General features: G+C 41.6%; 16 protein-coding genes. 8 read left to right on the top strand and 8 right to left on the bottom strand.

What is annotated here, in order from left to right; genetic code table 11:
- Nucleotides 1–183 precede the first annotated feature (183 nt).
- The 4 genes from BST97_RS13025 (at nucleotide 184) to BST97_RS13010 (ending at nucleotide 4,952) form a co-directional block, all read left to right on the top strand.
- On the top strand, nucleotides 184–2,478 hold the full coding sequence (locus BST97_RS13025) for a histidine kinase (protein ID WP_085767652.1): 2,295 nt from the start codon (nucleotides 184–186) through the stop codon (nucleotides 2,476–2,478).
- Between the two features lie 74 nt (nucleotides 2,479–2,552).
- Nucleotides 2,553–3,164 (top strand): hypothetical protein, encoded by a 612-nt coding sequence (locus BST97_RS13020; protein ID WP_085767651.1) that lies wholly within the window; start codon nucleotides 2,553–2,555, stop codon nucleotides 3,162–3,164.
- 215 nt (nucleotides 3,165–3,379) lie between these two features.
- A complete protein-coding gene (locus BST97_RS13015; protein ID WP_085767650.1) occupies nucleotides 3,380–4,114 on the top strand; it encodes a LytR/AlgR family response regulator transcription factor in 735 nt (244 codons plus the stop codon).
- Nucleotides 4,107–4,952 carry a peptidase associated/transthyretin-like domain-containing protein gene (locus BST97_RS13010; protein ID WP_085767649.1) on the top strand — a complete coding sequence of 282 codons (846 nt, stop codon included), beginning with the start codon at nucleotides 4,107–4,109 and terminating at the stop codon, nucleotides 4,950–4,952. The genes BST97_RS13015 and BST97_RS13010 overlap by 8 nt, the downstream gene beginning before the upstream one ends.
- Here BST97_RS13010 and murI read toward each other — a convergent pair.
- From murI to BST97_RS12970, 8 genes are all read right to left on the bottom strand, one after another.
- On the bottom strand, nucleotides 4,942–5,727 hold the full coding sequence (gene murI, locus BST97_RS13005) for a glutamate racemase (protein WP_085767648.1): 786 nt from the start codon (nucleotides 5,725–5,727) through the stop codon (nucleotides 4,942–4,944). The genes BST97_RS13010 and murI overlap by 11 nt on opposite strands.
- Nucleotides 5,728–5,976: 249 nt before the next feature.
- Nucleotides 5,977–8,097, bottom strand: a complete 2,121-nt coding sequence (feoB, locus tag BST97_RS13000) for a ferrous iron transport protein B (protein WP_085767647.1) — start codon at nucleotides 8,095–8,097, stop codon at nucleotides 5,977–5,979.
- On the bottom strand, nucleotides 8,090–8,320 hold the full coding sequence (locus BST97_RS12995; RefSeq protein WP_085767646.1) for a FeoA family protein: 231 nt from the start codon (nucleotides 8,318–8,320) through the stop codon (nucleotides 8,090–8,092). Before BST97_RS12995 ends, feoB begins: the two co-directional genes overlap by 8 nt.
- A gap of 140 nt (nucleotides 8,321–8,460) precedes the next feature.
- On the bottom strand, nucleotides 8,461–9,891 hold the full coding sequence (gene pyk, locus BST97_RS12990; protein WP_085767645.1) for a pyruvate kinase: 1,431 nt from the start codon (nucleotides 9,889–9,891) through the stop codon (nucleotides 8,461–8,463).
- Entirely contained in the window at nucleotides 9,891–10,379 is a 489-nt protein-coding gene (locus BST97_RS12985) for an IPExxxVDY family protein (RefSeq protein ID WP_085767644.1), read from the bottom strand. Before BST97_RS12985 ends, pyk begins: the two co-directional genes overlap by 1 nt.
- Nucleotides 10,380–10,552: 173 nt before the next feature.
- Nucleotides 10,553–11,293: a ribonuclease III gene (rnc, locus tag BST97_RS12980; protein ID WP_085767643.1), complete on the bottom strand. Its 741-nt coding sequence runs from the start codon at nucleotides 11,291–11,293 to the stop codon at nucleotides 10,553–10,555.
- A 15-nt stretch (nucleotides 11,294–11,308) separates the two neighbouring features.
- Complete coding sequence (gene fabF, locus BST97_RS12975; protein WP_085767642.1) at nucleotides 11,309–12,556, bottom strand: beta-ketoacyl-ACP synthase II; 1,248 nt, start codon at nucleotides 12,554–12,556, stop codon at nucleotides 11,309–11,311.
- A 10-nt stretch (nucleotides 12,557–12,566) separates the two neighbouring features.
- Nucleotides 12,567–12,803, bottom strand: coding sequence for an acyl carrier protein (locus BST97_RS12970; protein ID WP_085767641.1), 237 nt, complete (start codon nucleotides 12,801–12,803; stop codon nucleotides 12,567–12,569).
- A gap of 222 nt (nucleotides 12,804–13,025) precedes the next feature.
- Here BST97_RS12970 and purN point away from each other — a divergent pair, with 222 nt between their 5' ends.
- From purN to BST97_RS12950, 4 genes are read left to right on the top strand one after another with little or no spacing between them, the layout of a single operon-like run.
- Complete coding sequence (gene purN, locus BST97_RS12965; RefSeq protein ID WP_085768260.1) at nucleotides 13,026–13,592, top strand: phosphoribosylglycinamide formyltransferase; 567 nt, start codon at nucleotides 13,026–13,028, stop codon at nucleotides 13,590–13,592.
- Nucleotides 13,585–14,214 carry a ribonuclease H1 domain-containing protein gene (locus tag BST97_RS12960; RefSeq protein ID WP_085767640.1) on the top strand — a complete coding sequence of 210 codons (630 nt, stop codon included), beginning with the start codon at nucleotides 13,585–13,587 and terminating at the stop codon, nucleotides 14,212–14,214. The genes purN and BST97_RS12960 overlap by 8 nt, the downstream gene beginning before the upstream one ends.
- An 11-nt stretch (nucleotides 14,215–14,225) precedes the next feature.
- Nucleotides 14,226–14,846: a porin family protein gene (locus BST97_RS12955; protein WP_085767639.1), complete on the top strand. Its 621-nt coding sequence runs from the start codon at nucleotides 14,226–14,228 to the stop codon at nucleotides 14,844–14,846.
- Between the two features lie 51 nt (nucleotides 14,847–14,897).
- On the top strand, nucleotides 14,898–16,760 hold the full coding sequence (locus tag BST97_RS12950; RefSeq protein WP_085767638.1) for a hypothetical protein: 1,863 nt from the start codon (nucleotides 14,898–14,900) through the stop codon (nucleotides 16,758–16,760).
- Nucleotides 16,761–17,007: the final 247 nt, after the last annotated feature.

Genomic DNA, 17,007 nt, shown 5'->3' with positions numbered 1-17,007 from the left:
CTCAAAACTAGAGGTATAAAAAAGTGTTGAACACTAAAATTGAGTAAATGAGCTGTCTGAATGAGTGAAAAGAAGCTTGTGGTGAGTACGCTTTCGCGAAAGCGTTAAAAACACCCACTTTTTACCGCTATAACCAGCTATGACACACAACCGACTATTTATTTATATGTAGCTTTACCCACGATGAAAGGGATTTTTATTGTTTTCTTTTTGCTGTTCACTATAGGTTTAAGTGGGCAATCCACTCAAGACCGCGCCGAGCCACGCACAAGCATGGTGCTGAAGGGGCGAGTACTTAATGAGGATGGCACTCCCATTTCTGGAGCGAATATAGAAGGACGGCTGGGCAGGTACACCACGACTGATGCGCGTGGCTATTTTTCCATCCCTGCCAATATGGGAGAAGAGGTCGTGATACGTGGGCTGGGTTTTGAAACCGTGTATTATCGCATAAAAAGTCTGGACGATCTTGAGATACGCGTGCAGGATCAAGATGAGGCTCGTTATGCAGACTTGAGCTTTGCGCAGGCGATGGACAGCGCGAGATTCTACTTTAAAAAAGACTCTCAAAAAACAGCTGATCTGCTCATTGCAGGACTTTCAAACAATCCGAAAAAATTAAAAAATACAGAGCAGGCCCAGGCTTATGAGCTTTTGGGAGATTTGTACATCACGCAACAGCAATATGATCTGGCCGCAGATAGCTATGAAGATGCGATTCAATATAAAAAGTCGCTATCGCTTTCCATAAAAAAAGCCCACGCTCTTCAACGCAACGGAAACTATCAGGAAGCCTTAAAAATTTTTGAAGATCTAAGAAACCAAAAATCACTTGATCCCAAGCAGCGTATTGCAGTTTTTAAAGGTCTCGCAAGTGTTTATGAAGCCATCAACAGCTTTCAAAAATCCATCGATACCTACAGAGAATTGTTGGAGAATCCGCTGGTTTTAGAAAATAGAACGCTTACCACAAATCTTAAAACAGAGCTTGCCTCTGTCTACAATAAAGCAGGCCGAAAAGTCGAGGCGCAGCAACTGATCAATGAGTCCATAACCGTGTCTGAAGCGGCAAGCCCAGTTCTAAATATCGCCGCAAAGTCTAATGCCGCTCAATTTTATAATGCTAACCAGAATTATGAGGAAGAGATCAATTTGAGGCGTCAAAATATAGACCAGATCAACGCTTTAAAAGAGAAAAAAACCAATTTAAAAACCATTTCGAGCGACACAATAACTGCCTTTGAACCAGCTAGTTCAGAATCGTCTGAAATGACAAATGGCTATCTAGAAGATGCAGATCTAGAAGAAGTTGTTATCGTTCAAGATATGGTCGCTGAAGAACCGACAGTCCAAGGCGAGCAATTTAAAATAGGTGCTGCGCTGAAAAACCTCAACAAAGACTCCGAAGCGCTGGAATATTTCAAAAGCAGTTTAGAAGAAGCTAAAGCAAACAATGATCTCGAAGTGCAAAAAGAAGCCTCTCGAGAACTTTACGAAATCTACAGGAAGCGTGGATACTCCAGAAAAGCGCTGGATTACAATGATACGTATGTTGCGGCCGTAGATGCACTCTACGCCGAAAAAGAAAATGAACTGGAAGAAAACGCAAGAAGGACCAAAGAACTCCTCGCTCGCCAGAATCGCATCGACAACCTAGAGAAAGACCGTCGCCTAACTGAAAATAAATTGGCCTTGATCAATGCAGAAAATCAACTCACCGAGGAAACCAACCAGCGGCAACAATGGGTGATCTACTCACTCGTTGCGCTTAGTTTGTTATTGATTTCGCTCGCATTTTTCATGTACCGCAACAATCGACAGCAAAAGGTGAACAATAGGCTACTCGCCCTCAAGTCCTTACGCAGCCAGATGAATCCGCATTTTATTTTTAATGCGCTCAATTCTGTGAATAGCTACATTTCTTTGAACGATGAGCGCGCCGCGAATAAATACCTCGCCGATTTCTCCAAACTCATGCGCAACGTTTTGGAGAATTCTGAGCTGGATTTCATTCCGTTACAGAAAGAACTGGAATTGCTCAAGCTTTATTTAAAATTGGAACATGAACGATTCAAAGATCAGTTTAACTACGAGGTTACGATCGCTCCAGAGGTAAAAGAACTTGACCTTGAAGTACCACCTATGCTATTGCAACCCATAATAGAAAATGCCGTTTGGCATGGTTTACGTTACAAAAAGGAAAAAGGATTGCTGAGTGTAAAAGTCACTAAGCTATCGGCTCAGAAAATTGAAGTTGAGATCATAGATGACGGCATAGGTCGAGAAAAATCAAAAGTCCTGAAAACTGAGCATCAAAAAAAACGTACCTCAAAAGGTCTCGGAAACATCGAGAACCGTGTTGCCTTGCTCAATGAGCTCCATGATTACCACATCGACATGAAAGTGGAAGATGCCGGCTTGAGTCCTGATGTAGGGACGAGGGTTGTGGTTGTGATGAATGGTAAAACCAAAATCTAAACTTAAATTCAAACTCAAATATTACTCACCTCCAGTTTTGATTTAAATTTTAGTTTGAATTCAAATTTCAATAGATGATAAGATCTATAATTATTTTTTTAGTAACAGGCTTTTTTTTGCCAGCCTCAAGTCAAGATTTTTCCCTAATAAATGAGCAACTTTCTTTGTCTGATTCTTTAGAATACCGAGAGCATATCAGAATCTATAAAAGTTATGGTATAACAAATTATACGTCTGTGTTTGAGATGTATAGTAAAGATGGTAGTTGGACTGCAACTTTCTATGAATACTTTACAGGCGATAACCCGCAATCATTTCAAACTGTTTTAAAGTCAAAAAATGATCCTGATTACGTCTTTCAGAATTTTCTGAGAAGTTATGCCATGGATTTACCAAGCATGGAAGCAATCAGATGGAAAATGAACAATAGGCAACCGATACGTGTAGTGAAAGACACATTCAGGGGAATACCTCAAACAAAATACTGGTCTGAATCTAAAACATTGCAGTTCGTTGATGGAGATTATTTTGTAATTGAGGTCAGATACGGAAATGTGATAAACAGAACAGAATTCAGTAATCCTGTTAACTATCTAAAAGCCTATCCCAACATCGATGAACTTACTTACTTCTGTGAGATTATCGATATAGCAAAGAATGAATTTGGGATATGGATTGATGAGTGATTTGGACATTGCAACAGGCACGCTAAAATTTGATAATAAGTTGAAGTATAAGACTTGACCTACGATTCTGAAACTGTAAAACGAAGTTCCCGACGATCATCGTGACACAAATACGGAGACTCTGAATCGCTCCTATCGTCGCGTTCAGAGTGACAATAACTTATTCTAGATTTTGAAATTAAACTTATTCTTATACTTCATCTTAAACTTAATACATGAACTTAAAATCCATAATTGTAGAAGACGAGCAAGTGTCTCGGGATATCTTAAAAAGATACCTAGAGAAATACTGTCCAGATATTGAAGTTATCGAAGAGGCGAGTAACGTGGACGAAGCGCTTGCTCTTTTGCGTAAAGAAGAAATCGACCTCTTATTCTTGGATGTAGAGATGCCTTACGGAACGGCTTTTGACCTTTTGGACAAGCTAGGACCTAGAGATTTTGAAACTGTTTTTGTTACTGCCTACGATCAATATGCCAAAGATGCTTTGAATCAGCAGGCGGCTTATTACCTATTAAAACCCATCGAGATTGATGAACTGATCAAGGCGGTGGACATCGTAAAATCCATCAAGAAAAAAGAAGAAGATCTCAATATAGGTCTCACAATAAAAACAGCGGGTAAGGAACAATTACACGACAAGATTACCATCCCGACTCAAGAAGGATTTGAGGTGTTACCTATCAAAGAAATCATCTACTGCGCTGCCGATGATAATTACACCCATATCCATTTGAAAAACGATAAGAAATTGGTTTCCAAAACGTTAAAACATTTTGACGAGCTTCTGAACGATAAGGGATTTTGTCGTATTCATAAATCCTACCTCATCAACACTTCCTATGTTACTGCTTATGTGAAAGGCAAAGGAGGCAGCGTAAAATTGGATTCCATCGAGTTGCCGGTGAGCCCTAGTCGCAAAACCACTTTATTCTCCTATTTTGAATAAACCCCTCTCTGTTTTTCTTTTCCAGAGCTTCCTTCTTTTAGCAGGTTCTTATGCTTTCTGTCAGGAGAAAATCACTTTGACTTTATTGGATAAAAGTGATAAAGCTCCATTGGAATTTGTCAACGTCATCAATTTGACCTCAAGACAATTTTATTACTCAGACGCAAATGGAAAAGCAGAATTTGTTGCAAAACCAACGGATTCCCTACTCATTTCTCAAATGGGTTATCTCGAAATAAGGGAGCAGATCAAGAATCTTGATAGGACAATATTTCTTGAACCCAATATCAAGGTCCTAGATGAAGTCATCTTAGTTGACCGCAGCAAAAACTTTCAACTCAATGAGGAAGCTAGATCCAGGCATAATTATAGTCTGAACACCGCTCAAATCTGTGCTTTCAAACTACGAGTACCACAAAAATCATCCATTAACAAAATCGTTCTGCCAGTAGCAATGAAGCGAAAATATGATCCAAAGGGCATCTTGCGTTTCCAGCTCTACAGAAAATTTGAGAACGGCAGGTTGCAAGATCCGTTGACTCCGGTTTTTGTATTTGACGATCTTGAAGAAATTGAAGAGGAAATCGTAATGGAGTTTCCAGAAGTCGAAGTGGGAACAGAATTCTATCTTTCTGCCACGCGGGACTTTAACAATACCCGTCGCGTTTCCATGGGTGCTTTCAATCCGTTTTTACAATTTGGCAGAAGTTCTGAATCAGATGATATCATGTACCGTCATATCTTGAGTTCGCGATGGTTCAATCTATCCTGGGATCTTAGCAACAATGCAAAGTATAAACTGGTGTTTTATGCCTACGGTCGACCTCTCAAAAATTGAGATAGGACACCGTTTTATTCTCAATCGCACTTGTCAAAGATTCAAGCGTCTGAGTGTCTAAATTTGAATATAGCAAATGGCTGCCTTTCTCATCAGACAGGTTTAAAAGATGATGTTTCTTAAGCACGTTCATCGTTTGACGAGCTACGGCAACACCAGAATCGATGATGCGCACTCGCGCTGGGAGCAGTTCAGCGAGAATATGTTTGATGTAGGGATAGTGACTACAGCCCAAGACCAAATAATCTATTCCAGAAATCATAAAGGGTTCTGTAATTCCAATCAGTAAATCGCGCATCTCTGGACTGTCCTTTCTACCAGCCTCGATCAACTCTACGATCCCGGTTCCCACGATCTCGATGGTATTCACATCCATCGCAAACTCGCGTTGGGTTTTGTTGAAAAGTTCGCTGCTCAGCGTACCTTTTGTAGCGAGAATCCCCACTTTTTTAGTATCACTATTTAGCGCAGCGGGCTTGATGGCCGGTTCAATTCCTATGAATGGAACATCATAATTCTCGCGCAGATATTTGATGGCATTAGTCGTTGCCGTATTGCAAGGCACCACGATAAGCTTGCAATTCCGTTCCAGTAAAAACTCGGTGTTTTTGACAGAAAGCTCGATGATGCGTTCTTTGGATTTGCGTCCATAGGGAGCATGCTTACTGTCAGCAAGATAAATGGTATCTTCATGCGGGAGCAGCTGCACAACTTCCTGCCACACGCTCGTTCCTCCTACTCCTGAATCAAAAAATCCTATAGGTCGCTTATCCACAAAATACCTTTACTAAATTCATTTTGACGTAAAAATAAGGTTTTGATTTGTAGAATGTGGGTGGATTTTACGCTTTCGCGAAAGCGTAACAAGCAAACTCCCTCTCGTCACTATAAACTCAGTGACAGCCGCAATCATCACTGCCGCAAGCTTTTTCGCTTTTGGAAGATTTGAAGACGTATTTGCGCAGTAGAAAAAAAGCTGCTGCCAGAATACAAATCGCAACCAGTATGTACTGCAACCACTCCATCAATCGAGTATTTGATAAGCTCCCAGGGCCGCAACGTAGGCAATAATTGTCATACCGACGAACTGCACCGCGGGCCATTTCCAGCCGTTAGTTTCTCGTTTAACGATAGCTAGCGTGCTCATACATTGCATGGCAAAAGCATAAAAAAGCAACAGGGAAATACCGCTGGCAAAATTGAATACGGGACCGCCCAAAATAGGGTTTTGCTCTGCCGCCATGCGTTCTTTGATCGTGGCTTCATCTTCCTCACCGCCCTGAACGCTGTAAATCGTCGCGAGAGTTCCCACAAAAACCTCTCTTGCCGCAAAACTGCTGACAATGGCTATTCCTATTTTCCAGTCATAACCCAAAGGACGCACGGCAGGTTCAATAGCTTTTCCTATATAACCTATAAAGCTGTACTCCAGCTTGTGCGAATTAATCCTCTGATCCAGTTCTTCGTCAGACAATGCCTGATCTGCATATTGCTCAGTGACAATTTGCTCTGCGTTTGAAAACTGATCACCCGGTCCATAACTGGCGAGTGCCCAAAGTATGATAGATATCGCGAGAATGATCTTACCCGCTCCGAAAACAAAACTCTTGGTCTTTTCCACCACGGTAATGACCACATTCTTGAACAGCGGAATCTTATAGGCTGGCATCTCCATTACGAAGAACGCTTTGCGCCTGATAGGCAACACTTTGTTCAACACCCAAGCAGAAAAGATCGCGGTACCAAACCCTAGCAAGTAGAGTCCCATAAGTGTAAGCGCTTGATAACTTAGAAAACCGCCCGCAATAGTTCCTTCTGGAATGACAAGTGCAACGATAATCAAGTAAACGGGTAATCTCGCGGAACAAGTCGTAAAAGGAACCACAAGAATCGTGATCAGTCGTTCTTTCCAGTCTTCAATATTTCTGGTTGCCATCACAGCCGGAATAGCACAAGCCGTTCCAGAAACCAGAGGTACTACACTCTTACCGCTCAGACCAAATTTTTTCATGATGTGATCCATGAGAAATACCACGCGACTCATATAACCACTCTCTTCAAGAATGGCAATGAACAAGAACAGAAAAGCGATTTGAGGAATAAAAATCACAATTCCTCCCAGGCCGGGAATAACACCTTCAGCAAGTAGACTGGTAAAGGGTCCCGATGGAAGAATGCTGTTTACCCAAGCGCTCAAACTAGCAAATGATTCATCAATGAAATCCATGGGAACGCCGCTCCAGTCATAAATCGCTTGAAAAATGAGTAAAAGTATACTGAAGAAAATCAAATAACCCCAGACCTTATGAATGAGTATTCTATCCAAGCGAGAACGAAGGTCTTTTGCCTTTGCAATATCAATCTTAAGCACCTTATTCAAGGTATTATTGATAAACTGATACCTGAGTACGGTCTCCCTGTGCTGCATCTTCTTGAGCTCCGTTTTGCTTTTGATCTCGAAAGATTTGGTCTTCACCTTATCAAGATCCCGCTGATCATCAATTTTCCCGAAATTGACATCTTGAGTTATGACCAACCATAATTTATAAACCAGTTGATCAGGGAAGGTCTTTTTGAGTCGGTCAAAGTATGTTTGATCGATGGTGGTTACATCCACACAAGCTTCTGCCGAATAGTTTTTAAAATTGATGACAGCCTTTTTAAGGTCATCAATTCCCTCATTCTTCCTCGAGCTGATGAGTACCACCTTAGTTTTCAGTTCTTTTTCAAGAAGTTCAATATCAAGAGAGATTGCTTTTCTATCCATACGGTCAGCCATGTTCACGGCTAGTATGGTAGGGATTTGTAAATCCTTGATCTGTGTGAAAAGTAACAGGTTTCTTTTAAGATTCTCGACATCGGCAACAACGACGGCCACATCTGGATAATCCTTGTCGTTTTTATTGAGTAAGGTTTCAATGACGATGCTTTCATCCAGCGAACTCGAATTCAAACTATAAGTTCCCGGTAAATCGAGGATATGAGCTTTGAGCCCACGATCCAGCTTACAGATACCTTCCTTCTTCTCAACTGTAATACCGGGATAGTTCCCGACTTTCTGATTCAGACCGGTTAACCTATTGAATAGAGATGTTTTACCGGTATTAGGATTACCGATCAGCGCAACATTTATAGAATCAACCATGTAGGTCTACGATGATTTTTTGTGCAGTCTCTCGACGTATGGCCAAGTGGGTATCGTTAATGTTGAGATATATAGGATCCTGGAAGGGAGCGCTCTGCATCATACGCACGGTATTGCCCGGTAAACAACCCATTTCTAGAAGTTTTAAAGGCACATTATCCACATCAAAATCCTTGATAGTAGCACTCTGACCTCGCTTGAGCTGTGAAATAGTAATTGACACCTATTTAGAATAATTACGAATAGCAAAAATAGAGCTTGCAAGCTTAACCTTCAAGACTATTGATTATTAATTCATGTTCATAGAAACTAAAAATCCCGAACTTAAAATTCGGGATTTTCAGTAGTTACCTTTAGAAAATCTTATTCTACTTCAGAAACTCTCAAGGTGTTTACCATACCTTTTTCAATTACTGGCATAGAAACTAAGTTGATCAGGTAGTCACCTTTAGAAACAAAACCTTTTTCTTGAGCAAATTTGTTTACATCATCTATGGTTTCATCAGTACTCTCACTTTTGTCATAATAAAAGGCTTTAACACCCCACAAAAGACTAAGTTGGGTAAGAATCCTTCTATTATTTGTAAATGTCAAAATATGTGCATCCGGTCTCCAAGCGCTGATCTGAAATGCCGTATAGCCCGAAGATGTCATCGTTGTGATTACGTTTGCCTTAATCTCGTCAGCCATTTTTGCCGCGTGATAACAGACAGATTTAGTGATATATCTTTTGGTTATAATGTGAGGTGCCTCATAAGGTACAGAAATGAGCTCACTATCCTCAACAGAACGGCATATACTTGCCATTTTTTCAATCACTTGAATAGGATACTGCCCTACTGAAGTTTCTCCACTCAACATAACCGCGTCTGCTCCGTCCATTACCGAGTTGGCCACGTCATTTACCTCTGCACGGGTAGGTGTAAGGCTGGTGATCATGGTTTCCATCATTTGCGTAGCGATAATAACAGGGATACGCGCTTTTTTAGCTTTTAAAACCAGCTGCTTTTGAATCAAAGGAACCTCATGCGCAGGAATTTCTACTCCTAGATCTCCACGAGCCACCATAAGTCCGTCACAATAAGCAACGATTTTGTCAATGTTCTTAACGGCCTCAGGCTTCTCGATCTTAGCGACAATAGGTATTTTATTCTCAGAGTGTTCCTTAATCAAATCCTGCAACTCCATCAAATCACGGCTGTGTCTTACAAAAGATAAGGCCATCCAGTCTACTTGAAGTTCGCAGGCAAATTTTGCATCGACTACATCCTTCTCAGTAAGAGCCGGGAGGGAAATGTTAGTCTGCGGTAGGTTCACCCCTTTTTTAGAACGTAATGGACCACCTTGAATAACTTTGGCTACCACATCTTTTTCACCATCGGTTGAGACAACTTCAAAAATAAGTTTACCATCATCGAGCAGTATCCGCTCGCCAGCTTTTACATCCCTAGGGAACTGATTATAGTTCATATAAACACGATCTGCATTTCCTTTGAATGGCTCTCCCGTTGAAATAGTAATTTTATCTCCAGGCTGTACGACAACTTCTTCTTTCATGACCCCTACACGCAATTTGGGACCTTGCAAGTCACCTAGTATACCTGTAGAATAACCATATTCTTCATTAATATCGCGTATCATTTTCACACGCTCCTTCACCGCCTCATGGTCTGCGTGGGAAAAATTGATTCTAAAGACATTTACTCCAGCTTCCATCATCCCGACCAAAACCTCCTTAGTAGAAGTTGCGGGTCCTAATGTGGCTACTATTTTTGTTTTTTTGATGTGATGCATTATTCAAATATTAAATAATCTTGATTTTTGATCATGAAGCGATCCAGTTTGTAGGCGCTTATGACATGGGGAATTTCTATTAGACTGTTGACCCACTTTTTGATTGGAAAAAACTCTTCCTCTTTCTCTATTTTCAGTAAAAAATCGACCGTTTGGAACTCTTTCAAGAGAACTGTCTTAACTTCATCAACTTCCGTTCCATCAAATAACCCAAAGGAGCTCGATGTTTCTTTCAACCGCCCTGTAAATTTATTGGGAATAAGATACAGGGTCGTATTCTCATAAGTGTCTACATGTTTGTAAACCGGATAGTGTGATACATAACGAGGCATCGTTACATCTTGATCGCGTTCTGTACGAGAAAATTGGGTTTTAAGATGTTTATTGATCTTATATGCCAGCCTGTATGGCTCAATGGTTGAATGGATCCCTAAGAGCGTATAAGGCTCAATTTCAGTTTCCCAATCTATCAAGGTGTATGATGGCATAAAGTGTAAGGGGGTTCAACTACACAAATTTAAGAACTCAGCATCGTACCCTATTGCGGATTTGATAAATATATAAGATTATTATACGAAATCGATAGTAGTAAGATTTTTTGGTAGGTTTTTTCCTACTTAATGATTGTTCAGAATTTCGCTTTCGCGAAAGCGAGAACCTTCTAGCTCTTACTCACCATTTTGTCTTGTAAGGCAAAATAGGCGCGTTTGCTGGCCTTCTCCTCTGCTTTCTTCTTAGAAGTGGCTCTAGCCTTAGCAATCACTCGCTGATCGATGGACAGTTTCACGGCAAAATGTTTCACCTCATCTGCACCAGTATCCTCGTATGTGTTGTAGTCAAAACGCTTTTTGTTTTTCTGACACCATTCTATAAGCAAACTCTTGTAAGAAATCACACGACCTTCCAGCTTCTGAATATCTACATAGGGTTCTACGACCTTATTGCATATAAATCGCTTGCAATACACATAACCGCGATCCAGATAAACCGCTCCCACGAGCGCTTCAAAAAGATTCCCGTGTATATTATCACCAAAGTTTTGCGCCGGTACCTGACTTTTGGCAAACTTTATAAGATTAAAATCACGACCCAGCTCGTTGAGGTGTTTCCTGCTCACAATTTTAGAGCGCATCTTTGTTAGGTAACCCTCATCACCTTCAGGAACTTCGTTATAGATGTATTCTGCAATGACAGCACCTAAAATCGCATCTCCCAAAAATTCAAGACGCTCGTAACTGAGCACATGACCTTCAGAGGTCTTGAAGCCCATAGATCTGTGCGTAAATGCAGTGAGGTAAAGCTGAATATTCTTTGGCTTGAGACCCGTGATTTTTTGCAAAGAAGCTGCTAGCTTCTCGTGTTCTGAATTGCGAGAAACAAAGATTTTTTTGAACCTATTCATCTAGGAAATTCTCGACTAGATCTTTCTGAACGCGATACAGCAGTTATGACCGCCAAAACCAAATGTATTACTCAATGCAACATTCACTTCACGCTTATGTGGCTCATTCAACACGAGACTTAGTGAAGGGTCGATATTTTCATCAACGGTAGTGTGATTGATGGTGGGGGGTATCAAACCATTGTTGATCGCCATGACACTAGCTATTCCCTCTATAGCTCCGGCAGCACCCAGCAAGTGGCCCGTCATGGACTTTGTAGAATTGATACTGATGTTAGGAGCATGATTACCAAAAACGGCTTTGATAGCCTTGAGTTCAGCAACATCACCTAGCGGCGTAGAAGTACCGTGTGTATTGATATGATCTACATCTTCAGGATTGATTCCTGAATTTTCTAATGTGTTTTTCATTACCGCGATCACACCTTTTCCTTCTGGATCTGGTGCTGTAATGTGGTAGGCATCGCTGGAGAAACCTCCACCTATAACCTCCGCATAGATTTTTGCTCCACGAGCTTTTGCGTGCTCATAACTTTCAAGCACGAGCGCTCCAGCACCTTCACCCAGCACAAATCCATCTCGGGTAGCATCAAATGGTCTGCTGGCCGTTTCTGGACTTTCATTGCGGGTAGATAAGGCATGCATAGCATTAAAACCACCCATACCAGCTTGGGTTACTGCAGCTTCTGAACCTCCCGTGACGATCACATCACAGTGACCCAGCCTAATGTAGTTCATGGCATCCAGCATAGCATTTGCGCTCGAGGCGCACGCTGATACTGTAGTGTAGTTAGGCCCCATGAAGCCGTATTTGATCGAGATATGTGCCGGAGCAATATCTGCAATCATCTTAGGAATAAAAAACGGATTGAAACGCGGTGTACCGTTACCCGTTGCAAAAGATTTGACTTCTTCCTGAAAAGTCTCCAGACCGCCTATACCGGCACCCCAGATCACACCGACTCTATTTTTATCCATAGAGTCGGTGTCGAGTCCAGAGTCAGCTATCGCCTCATCGCCTGCCACCAGCGCGTACTGGGCAAAACGATCCATGCGCCTAGCTTCCTTACGGTCTATGAAATCAGTCACGTTAAAGTTCTTGATTTCACAAGCGAACTTAGTCTTGAAATGTTCAGTATCAAAATAGGTAATGGGCGCACAGCCACTTTTACCTGCTTTTAAACCGTCCCAATATTCCTCAAGGGTATTCCCTATAGGAGTAAGGGCACCCATTCCTGTAATGACTACTCGCTTAAGTTCCATGTAAATTTAATTACGCCTTTGCTTCTTCTATATAAGTAATGGCCTGACCTACAGTAGAAATATTTTCTGCCTGGTCGTCTGGTATCTGAATGTCAAATTCTTTTTCAAATTCCATGATCAACTCTACTGTGTCTAGAGAGTCTGCACCTAGGTCGTTTGTGAAGCTAGCTTCAGTTACTACCTCATTCTCGTCTACGCCTAATTTGTCTACGATTATTGCTTTTACTCTTGATGCAATGTCTGACATAATATTCTAATTTTGATTTTAAATGAAATGCAAAAATAACAAACTTTGCTTTACAACCTTATTTTTTGAAGTTCTTATCTGCCGAGTCTATATTTTAACAAGCTGAGCGGTTGAGCAAGGGGGTTAAGGGATTTTTTGAATTCCTGAAATAATTAGCAAGACCTTTGCAGCTTCTTTAAGAATCTGCATTTTTACATAATTATGACTCACAAAAAATTTAACGTGAAAAATATTGTCATTTTTGCGAGTGGCAGCGGTACAAATGCTCAGGCTATCTTAGACTACTTCAAGGATTCTGAAAATACCTGCGTCAGTTTGATCTTATCTAATAAGAAGAAGGCACCTGTTTTGGATCGTGCCCAGAAGGCCGGAATTCCAGCGATGAGTTTTAATAGGCACGCTTTCGCGAAAGCGGGACCCGTTCATTCCCTACTCAAATCCATACAACCCGACTTGATCGTTCTTGCGGGTTTCCTCTGGAAGATCCCAGAATTTCTAATTACCGATTTCCCGAACCAGATCATCAATTTACACCCTTCCCTCCTGCCGAAATATGGCGGAAAAGGTATGTATGGAATTGCGGTACATGAAGCAGTTCTGGCAAATAAGGAATCCAAAAGCGGTATCACCATCCATTTTGTAAATGAAGAGTACGATAAAGGAGCATACATTGCGCAATTTGAATGCGATGTGATGGAAGGTGATACTCCATCTACATTGGCAGGTCGCATTCACCAGCTGGAACACCAGCATTTACCGGCAACCATAGAAAAACTATTGCATGGCTAGCAAAAAGTTTTACGCGGTCTGGGAAGGACACAACCCGGGCGTTTATGACAACTGGAAAGCCTGCCAGCAGCAGATCAAGAATTACCCACAGGCAAAATACAAGTCGTTCCCTACAAAAAAAGAGGCCGAAGAAGCATTGAACGGAAACTATTGGCAGCATGTGGGCAAGCCTAAAAAGCCTTCAATAAACCCAGAGCTTGTTAAAAAGGTGGGACAGCCTATCTTGAATTCCCTAGCGGTGGATGCTGCATGCAGCGGCAATCCAGGCACTATGGAATATCGAGGGGTATACACTCATAACGCTCAAGAAATCTTCAAAAAAGGCCCGTTTAAAAAAAGCACTAATAATATAGGAGAGTTTCTCGCACTCGTGCACGTCCTAGCGCTATGTAAAAAACACGGCGACGATCGTCCTATATATAGTGACAGCCGCACCGCTATGAGTTGGGTACGTAAAAAAGCGGTCAAAACCACACTTCAAAAAACCGCCGTGAATAAGGACAGTTTTGAATTGATGGATCGCGCTTTGAGTTGGTTGCAAAATAACTCCTACAAAAACAAAATTCTCAAATGGGAAACCAAGGCCTGGGGCGAGATTCCGGCTGATTTTGGGAGGAAATAACATCAAAAATTATGAACTCAAAAATTTACCTTTTAGCAACAGCACTAGCATTGTTTACTATCAAAACAACTATTGCCCAATCATCAGAACGCTGGAATTTTGGCGTACATGCGGGCATCAATAGCGCTTATCTCTCAGAATTTGAAAGTAGCGATGCGAGAGTAGGCCTTAATGTAGGAGCTTTTACTAAACTCAATTTTGCTGATTCTGGTCTTTCCCTGAGATTAGGGGTAAACTACTCAGAGCAAGGGGTCAAAAATCTAGATGAGACGATTGAAGGAGATGTAATCAATCTCAGTTACTCTGGTGATAGAGAGTGGAACGTTTTACAAATTCCTTTAATGCTGCAGTATACTTATAAACATAGGATAGGTATATTTCTAGGTCCACAGATCAGCTTTCTAACAGAGGAACCTCAAGGCAGCACGCAGAACCCGATATTCTCAGGGGTAATTGGAGTTGAAGGTTTCTTGACTAAAAATATCTTCACACGCCTTCAATACGATAATGCATTAACAGAAGCTTTTACTGGTTTGAATCAGCAAAATTTTCCAGGCGGCTCTGGTAGTGGCACTATAAGCCCAGAAGCCAAGCAACGGGTACTTACGTTTGCTGTAGGATATCAATGGTAGGATGAGATCTCTTTATCCTTAATTTAATCTTCAGAACTAAAGCCTTCAACCATGAAAAAACCACTACTCCTTTTAACCCTATTCCTATCAACTATCACCCTCGCCCAACAAAACCCCTACGGCATAGACACCACCTACGATCCCAATCGGGTAGATTGTCAGCAGTTTTTGCAAATTTTGAACAGCAGGGCAAAAGAGGTGAAGTTTGGCATCAGGCGCAAAGGACAGCGGCTCTACCTTTCCACAACCGATGAGAATTTTATCAAACGGTTGTTACCGGGTCGCGACGATGGTATTGCCGTGGACGTCGTTTCCAAGTCCCGATATGCATGTGATACGAAGCCGGAAAATGTTCAGATAAGAGGCACGTTGCTCAAACCCAGCTATTCCAAAACCTTCACTAAAAAATACGATGAGAAGGAAAAGATTTTTAGCGTTCCCGTAGGCATGGTTCCCACAGAGTTGCAAAACGACGATCTGGAATTCAACATCCTTTTCTTGAGAAACAAACAGTTGTGCAGTTATTACGTGCTTTATAACCTGGAGAGCTACCCGTGGGAACTTATGGATATGGGATTGTATCTGGACGACATCGTTTATAAAAATAGATCTCGCGAGAATACCGAGACCATTGAGCGTTTCAAGACCCTGAAATTTACCGTACCCTTCGAAAAGAATAAGACCGCTTATGCTCCCGAGGACATTAAGCCATTATATGACTCGCTGGAACTGACCAATTACAACATCAAGAAAATTGACATCAAGGCGTACGCATCAGTTGAGGGAACTACTGAAGGCAACCTAAAACTACAAAAAGGTCGTGCCGAGAGCATCGTGCAATCCCTACAATCTTTTCAGACAGACAATATTGAAACACAGATTGAAACCGCTGAGAATTGGGTAGAATTTCTGGACGATGTAAAAGAAACCAGTTATGCTGATCTGGCAACCAAAAGTCAAAAACAAATCAAAGCGGCGCTCACGGGCAAAACCAGCTCCGATTTAGAACCTATACTTGCTGATCATCGTAAGGCGATCGTTACGCTTAAGATGAACAAGATCGATTTGTTAAAAGACAAAACCATCGATGAACTTATCGTGGATTTCAAAGCCAATCTAGGGAACGAATCCATGGAGGAGGCCAAAAAGATTTACTACACCCTCGTAGATAAGATTTTGGAAAAGAACGAGCCGTCCAATCTTGAAGCTCTGAAACTACCTGTTCAGAAAAAGTACGTCCCCTTCAACAACAGTACAAGATCGCTGGAGTTCTTCTTTGATAATAGACAGGCACTGATCGTTAAAACCGCTTTGAACGAATTAGAAAAACTCGATCCCGGCAACAAAAAAATCAAGTATAACAAGGTAGTCATGGACTTCATGTTGTTGCGTGCACGGGCTGGAGGTGTTACTGAAAAGACACTAGAGAAAGACATTAAAGCACTGACAAAATATGGAATCATCAAGCCACACATCGAGCGTTTCATGATCAACCTGCACATCATCAAGGCACAGAACTACATGCAGGAGCACAAGTTCAAGGAAAAGGACAAAGCCGTAAAATACATTTACGATCACTATAAAAAAGCCCGTTTAAGCGATGCAGATTATGTGAGCCTGGCGCAGTATCTCACCTATTTTGACTCGGTGGATAAGGCGGTGGAGCTGCTCGATCCCAAGGCAAAGGAGCTCACCGTAGATCAGAATATCCTTTTCTATTACCTCAACCTGACCATCGTGGATCGGGAGCGCACTGCACAGCCGGAGTACCGCACCATCATGCAAAACGCCATTGACAAGAACAAGGCGCGATTCTGTAAACTCTTTGACCCGGCGCTGGAAGATGGCGTCACTTTTCAGTTGCTGGAAGATGAGTATTTGAGGAGTACGTATTGTGAGACGTGCATTGATTAACTGGAGGTGATTTACGATGTTTCCGCTTTCGCGAAAGCGGAATATAAACCTCGCCTCGCTTTAAACAATGGCCTAAAAATCTGATAATGTTTTCTAATTAAAAAAGTGCTAATCATGTGTCGATTTACAGCAAGTCCTTCGTCATAAGTCAATAAGCGTAGCGGTCGTTTGTCTTAATAGAAGGCTAAGGCACGAAGTAAATGAGCAGACTCTTTCTACCTCAAATGAAACCGCTATTTTTGCAAAA

The sequence above is a fragment of the Nonlabens spongiae genome (assembly GCF_002117125.1).
In the GTDB taxonomy this organism is placed as follows: domain Bacteria; phylum Bacteroidota; class Bacteroidia; order Flavobacteriales; family Flavobacteriaceae; genus Nonlabens; species Nonlabens spongiae.
Note: the sequence above shows the minus strand (reverse complement) of the source record. Positions and strands in the feature narration are given on the sequence as shown.

Excerpts from the sequence above, each read along its gene's own strand:
- BST97_RS13020 (WP_085767651.1), top strand. The coding sequence starts at position 2,553 with ATGATAAGATCTATAATTATTTTTTTAGTAACAGGCTTTTTTTTGCCA.
- BST97_RS12950 (WP_085767638.1), top strand. The coding sequence starts at position 14,898 with ATGAAAAAACCACTACTCCTTTTAACCCTATTCCTATCAACTATCACC.
- BST97_RS13015 (WP_085767650.1), top strand. The coding sequence starts at position 3,380 with ATGAACTTAAAATCCATAATTGTAGAAGACGAGCAAGTGTCTCGGGAT.
- BST97_RS13025 (WP_085767652.1), top strand. The coding sequence starts at position 184 with ATGAAAGGGATTTTTATTGTTTTCTTTTTGCTGTTCACTATAGGTTTA.
- rnc (WP_085767643.1), bottom strand. The coding sequence starts at position 11,293 with ATGAATAGGTTCAAAAAAATCTTTGTTTCTCGCAATTCAGAACACGAG.
- fabF (WP_085767642.1), bottom strand. The coding sequence starts at position 12,556 with ATGGAACTTAAGCGAGTAGTCATTACAGGAATGGGTGCCCTTACTCCT.
- BST97_RS12985 (WP_085767644.1), bottom strand. The coding sequence starts at position 10,379 with ATGCCATCATACACCTTGATAGATTGGGAAACTGAAATTGAGCCTTAT.
- BST97_RS12970 (WP_085767641.1), bottom strand. The coding sequence starts at position 12,803 with ATGTCAGACATTGCATCAAGAGTAAAAGCAATAATCGTAGACAAATTA.
- pyk (WP_085767645.1), bottom strand. The coding sequence starts at position 9,891 with ATGCATCACATCAAAAAAACAAAAATAGTAGCCACATTAGGACCCGCA.
- BST97_RS12955 (WP_085767639.1), top strand. The coding sequence starts at position 14,226 with ATGAACTCAAAAATTTACCTTTTAGCAACAGCACTAGCATTGTTTACT.
- BST97_RS12960 (WP_085767640.1), top strand. The coding sequence starts at position 13,585 with ATGGCTAGCAAAAAGTTTTACGCGGTCTGGGAAGGACACAACCCGGGC.
- feoB (WP_085767647.1), bottom strand. The coding sequence starts at position 8,097 with ATGGTTGATTCTATAAATGTTGCGCTGATCGGTAATCCTAATACCGGT.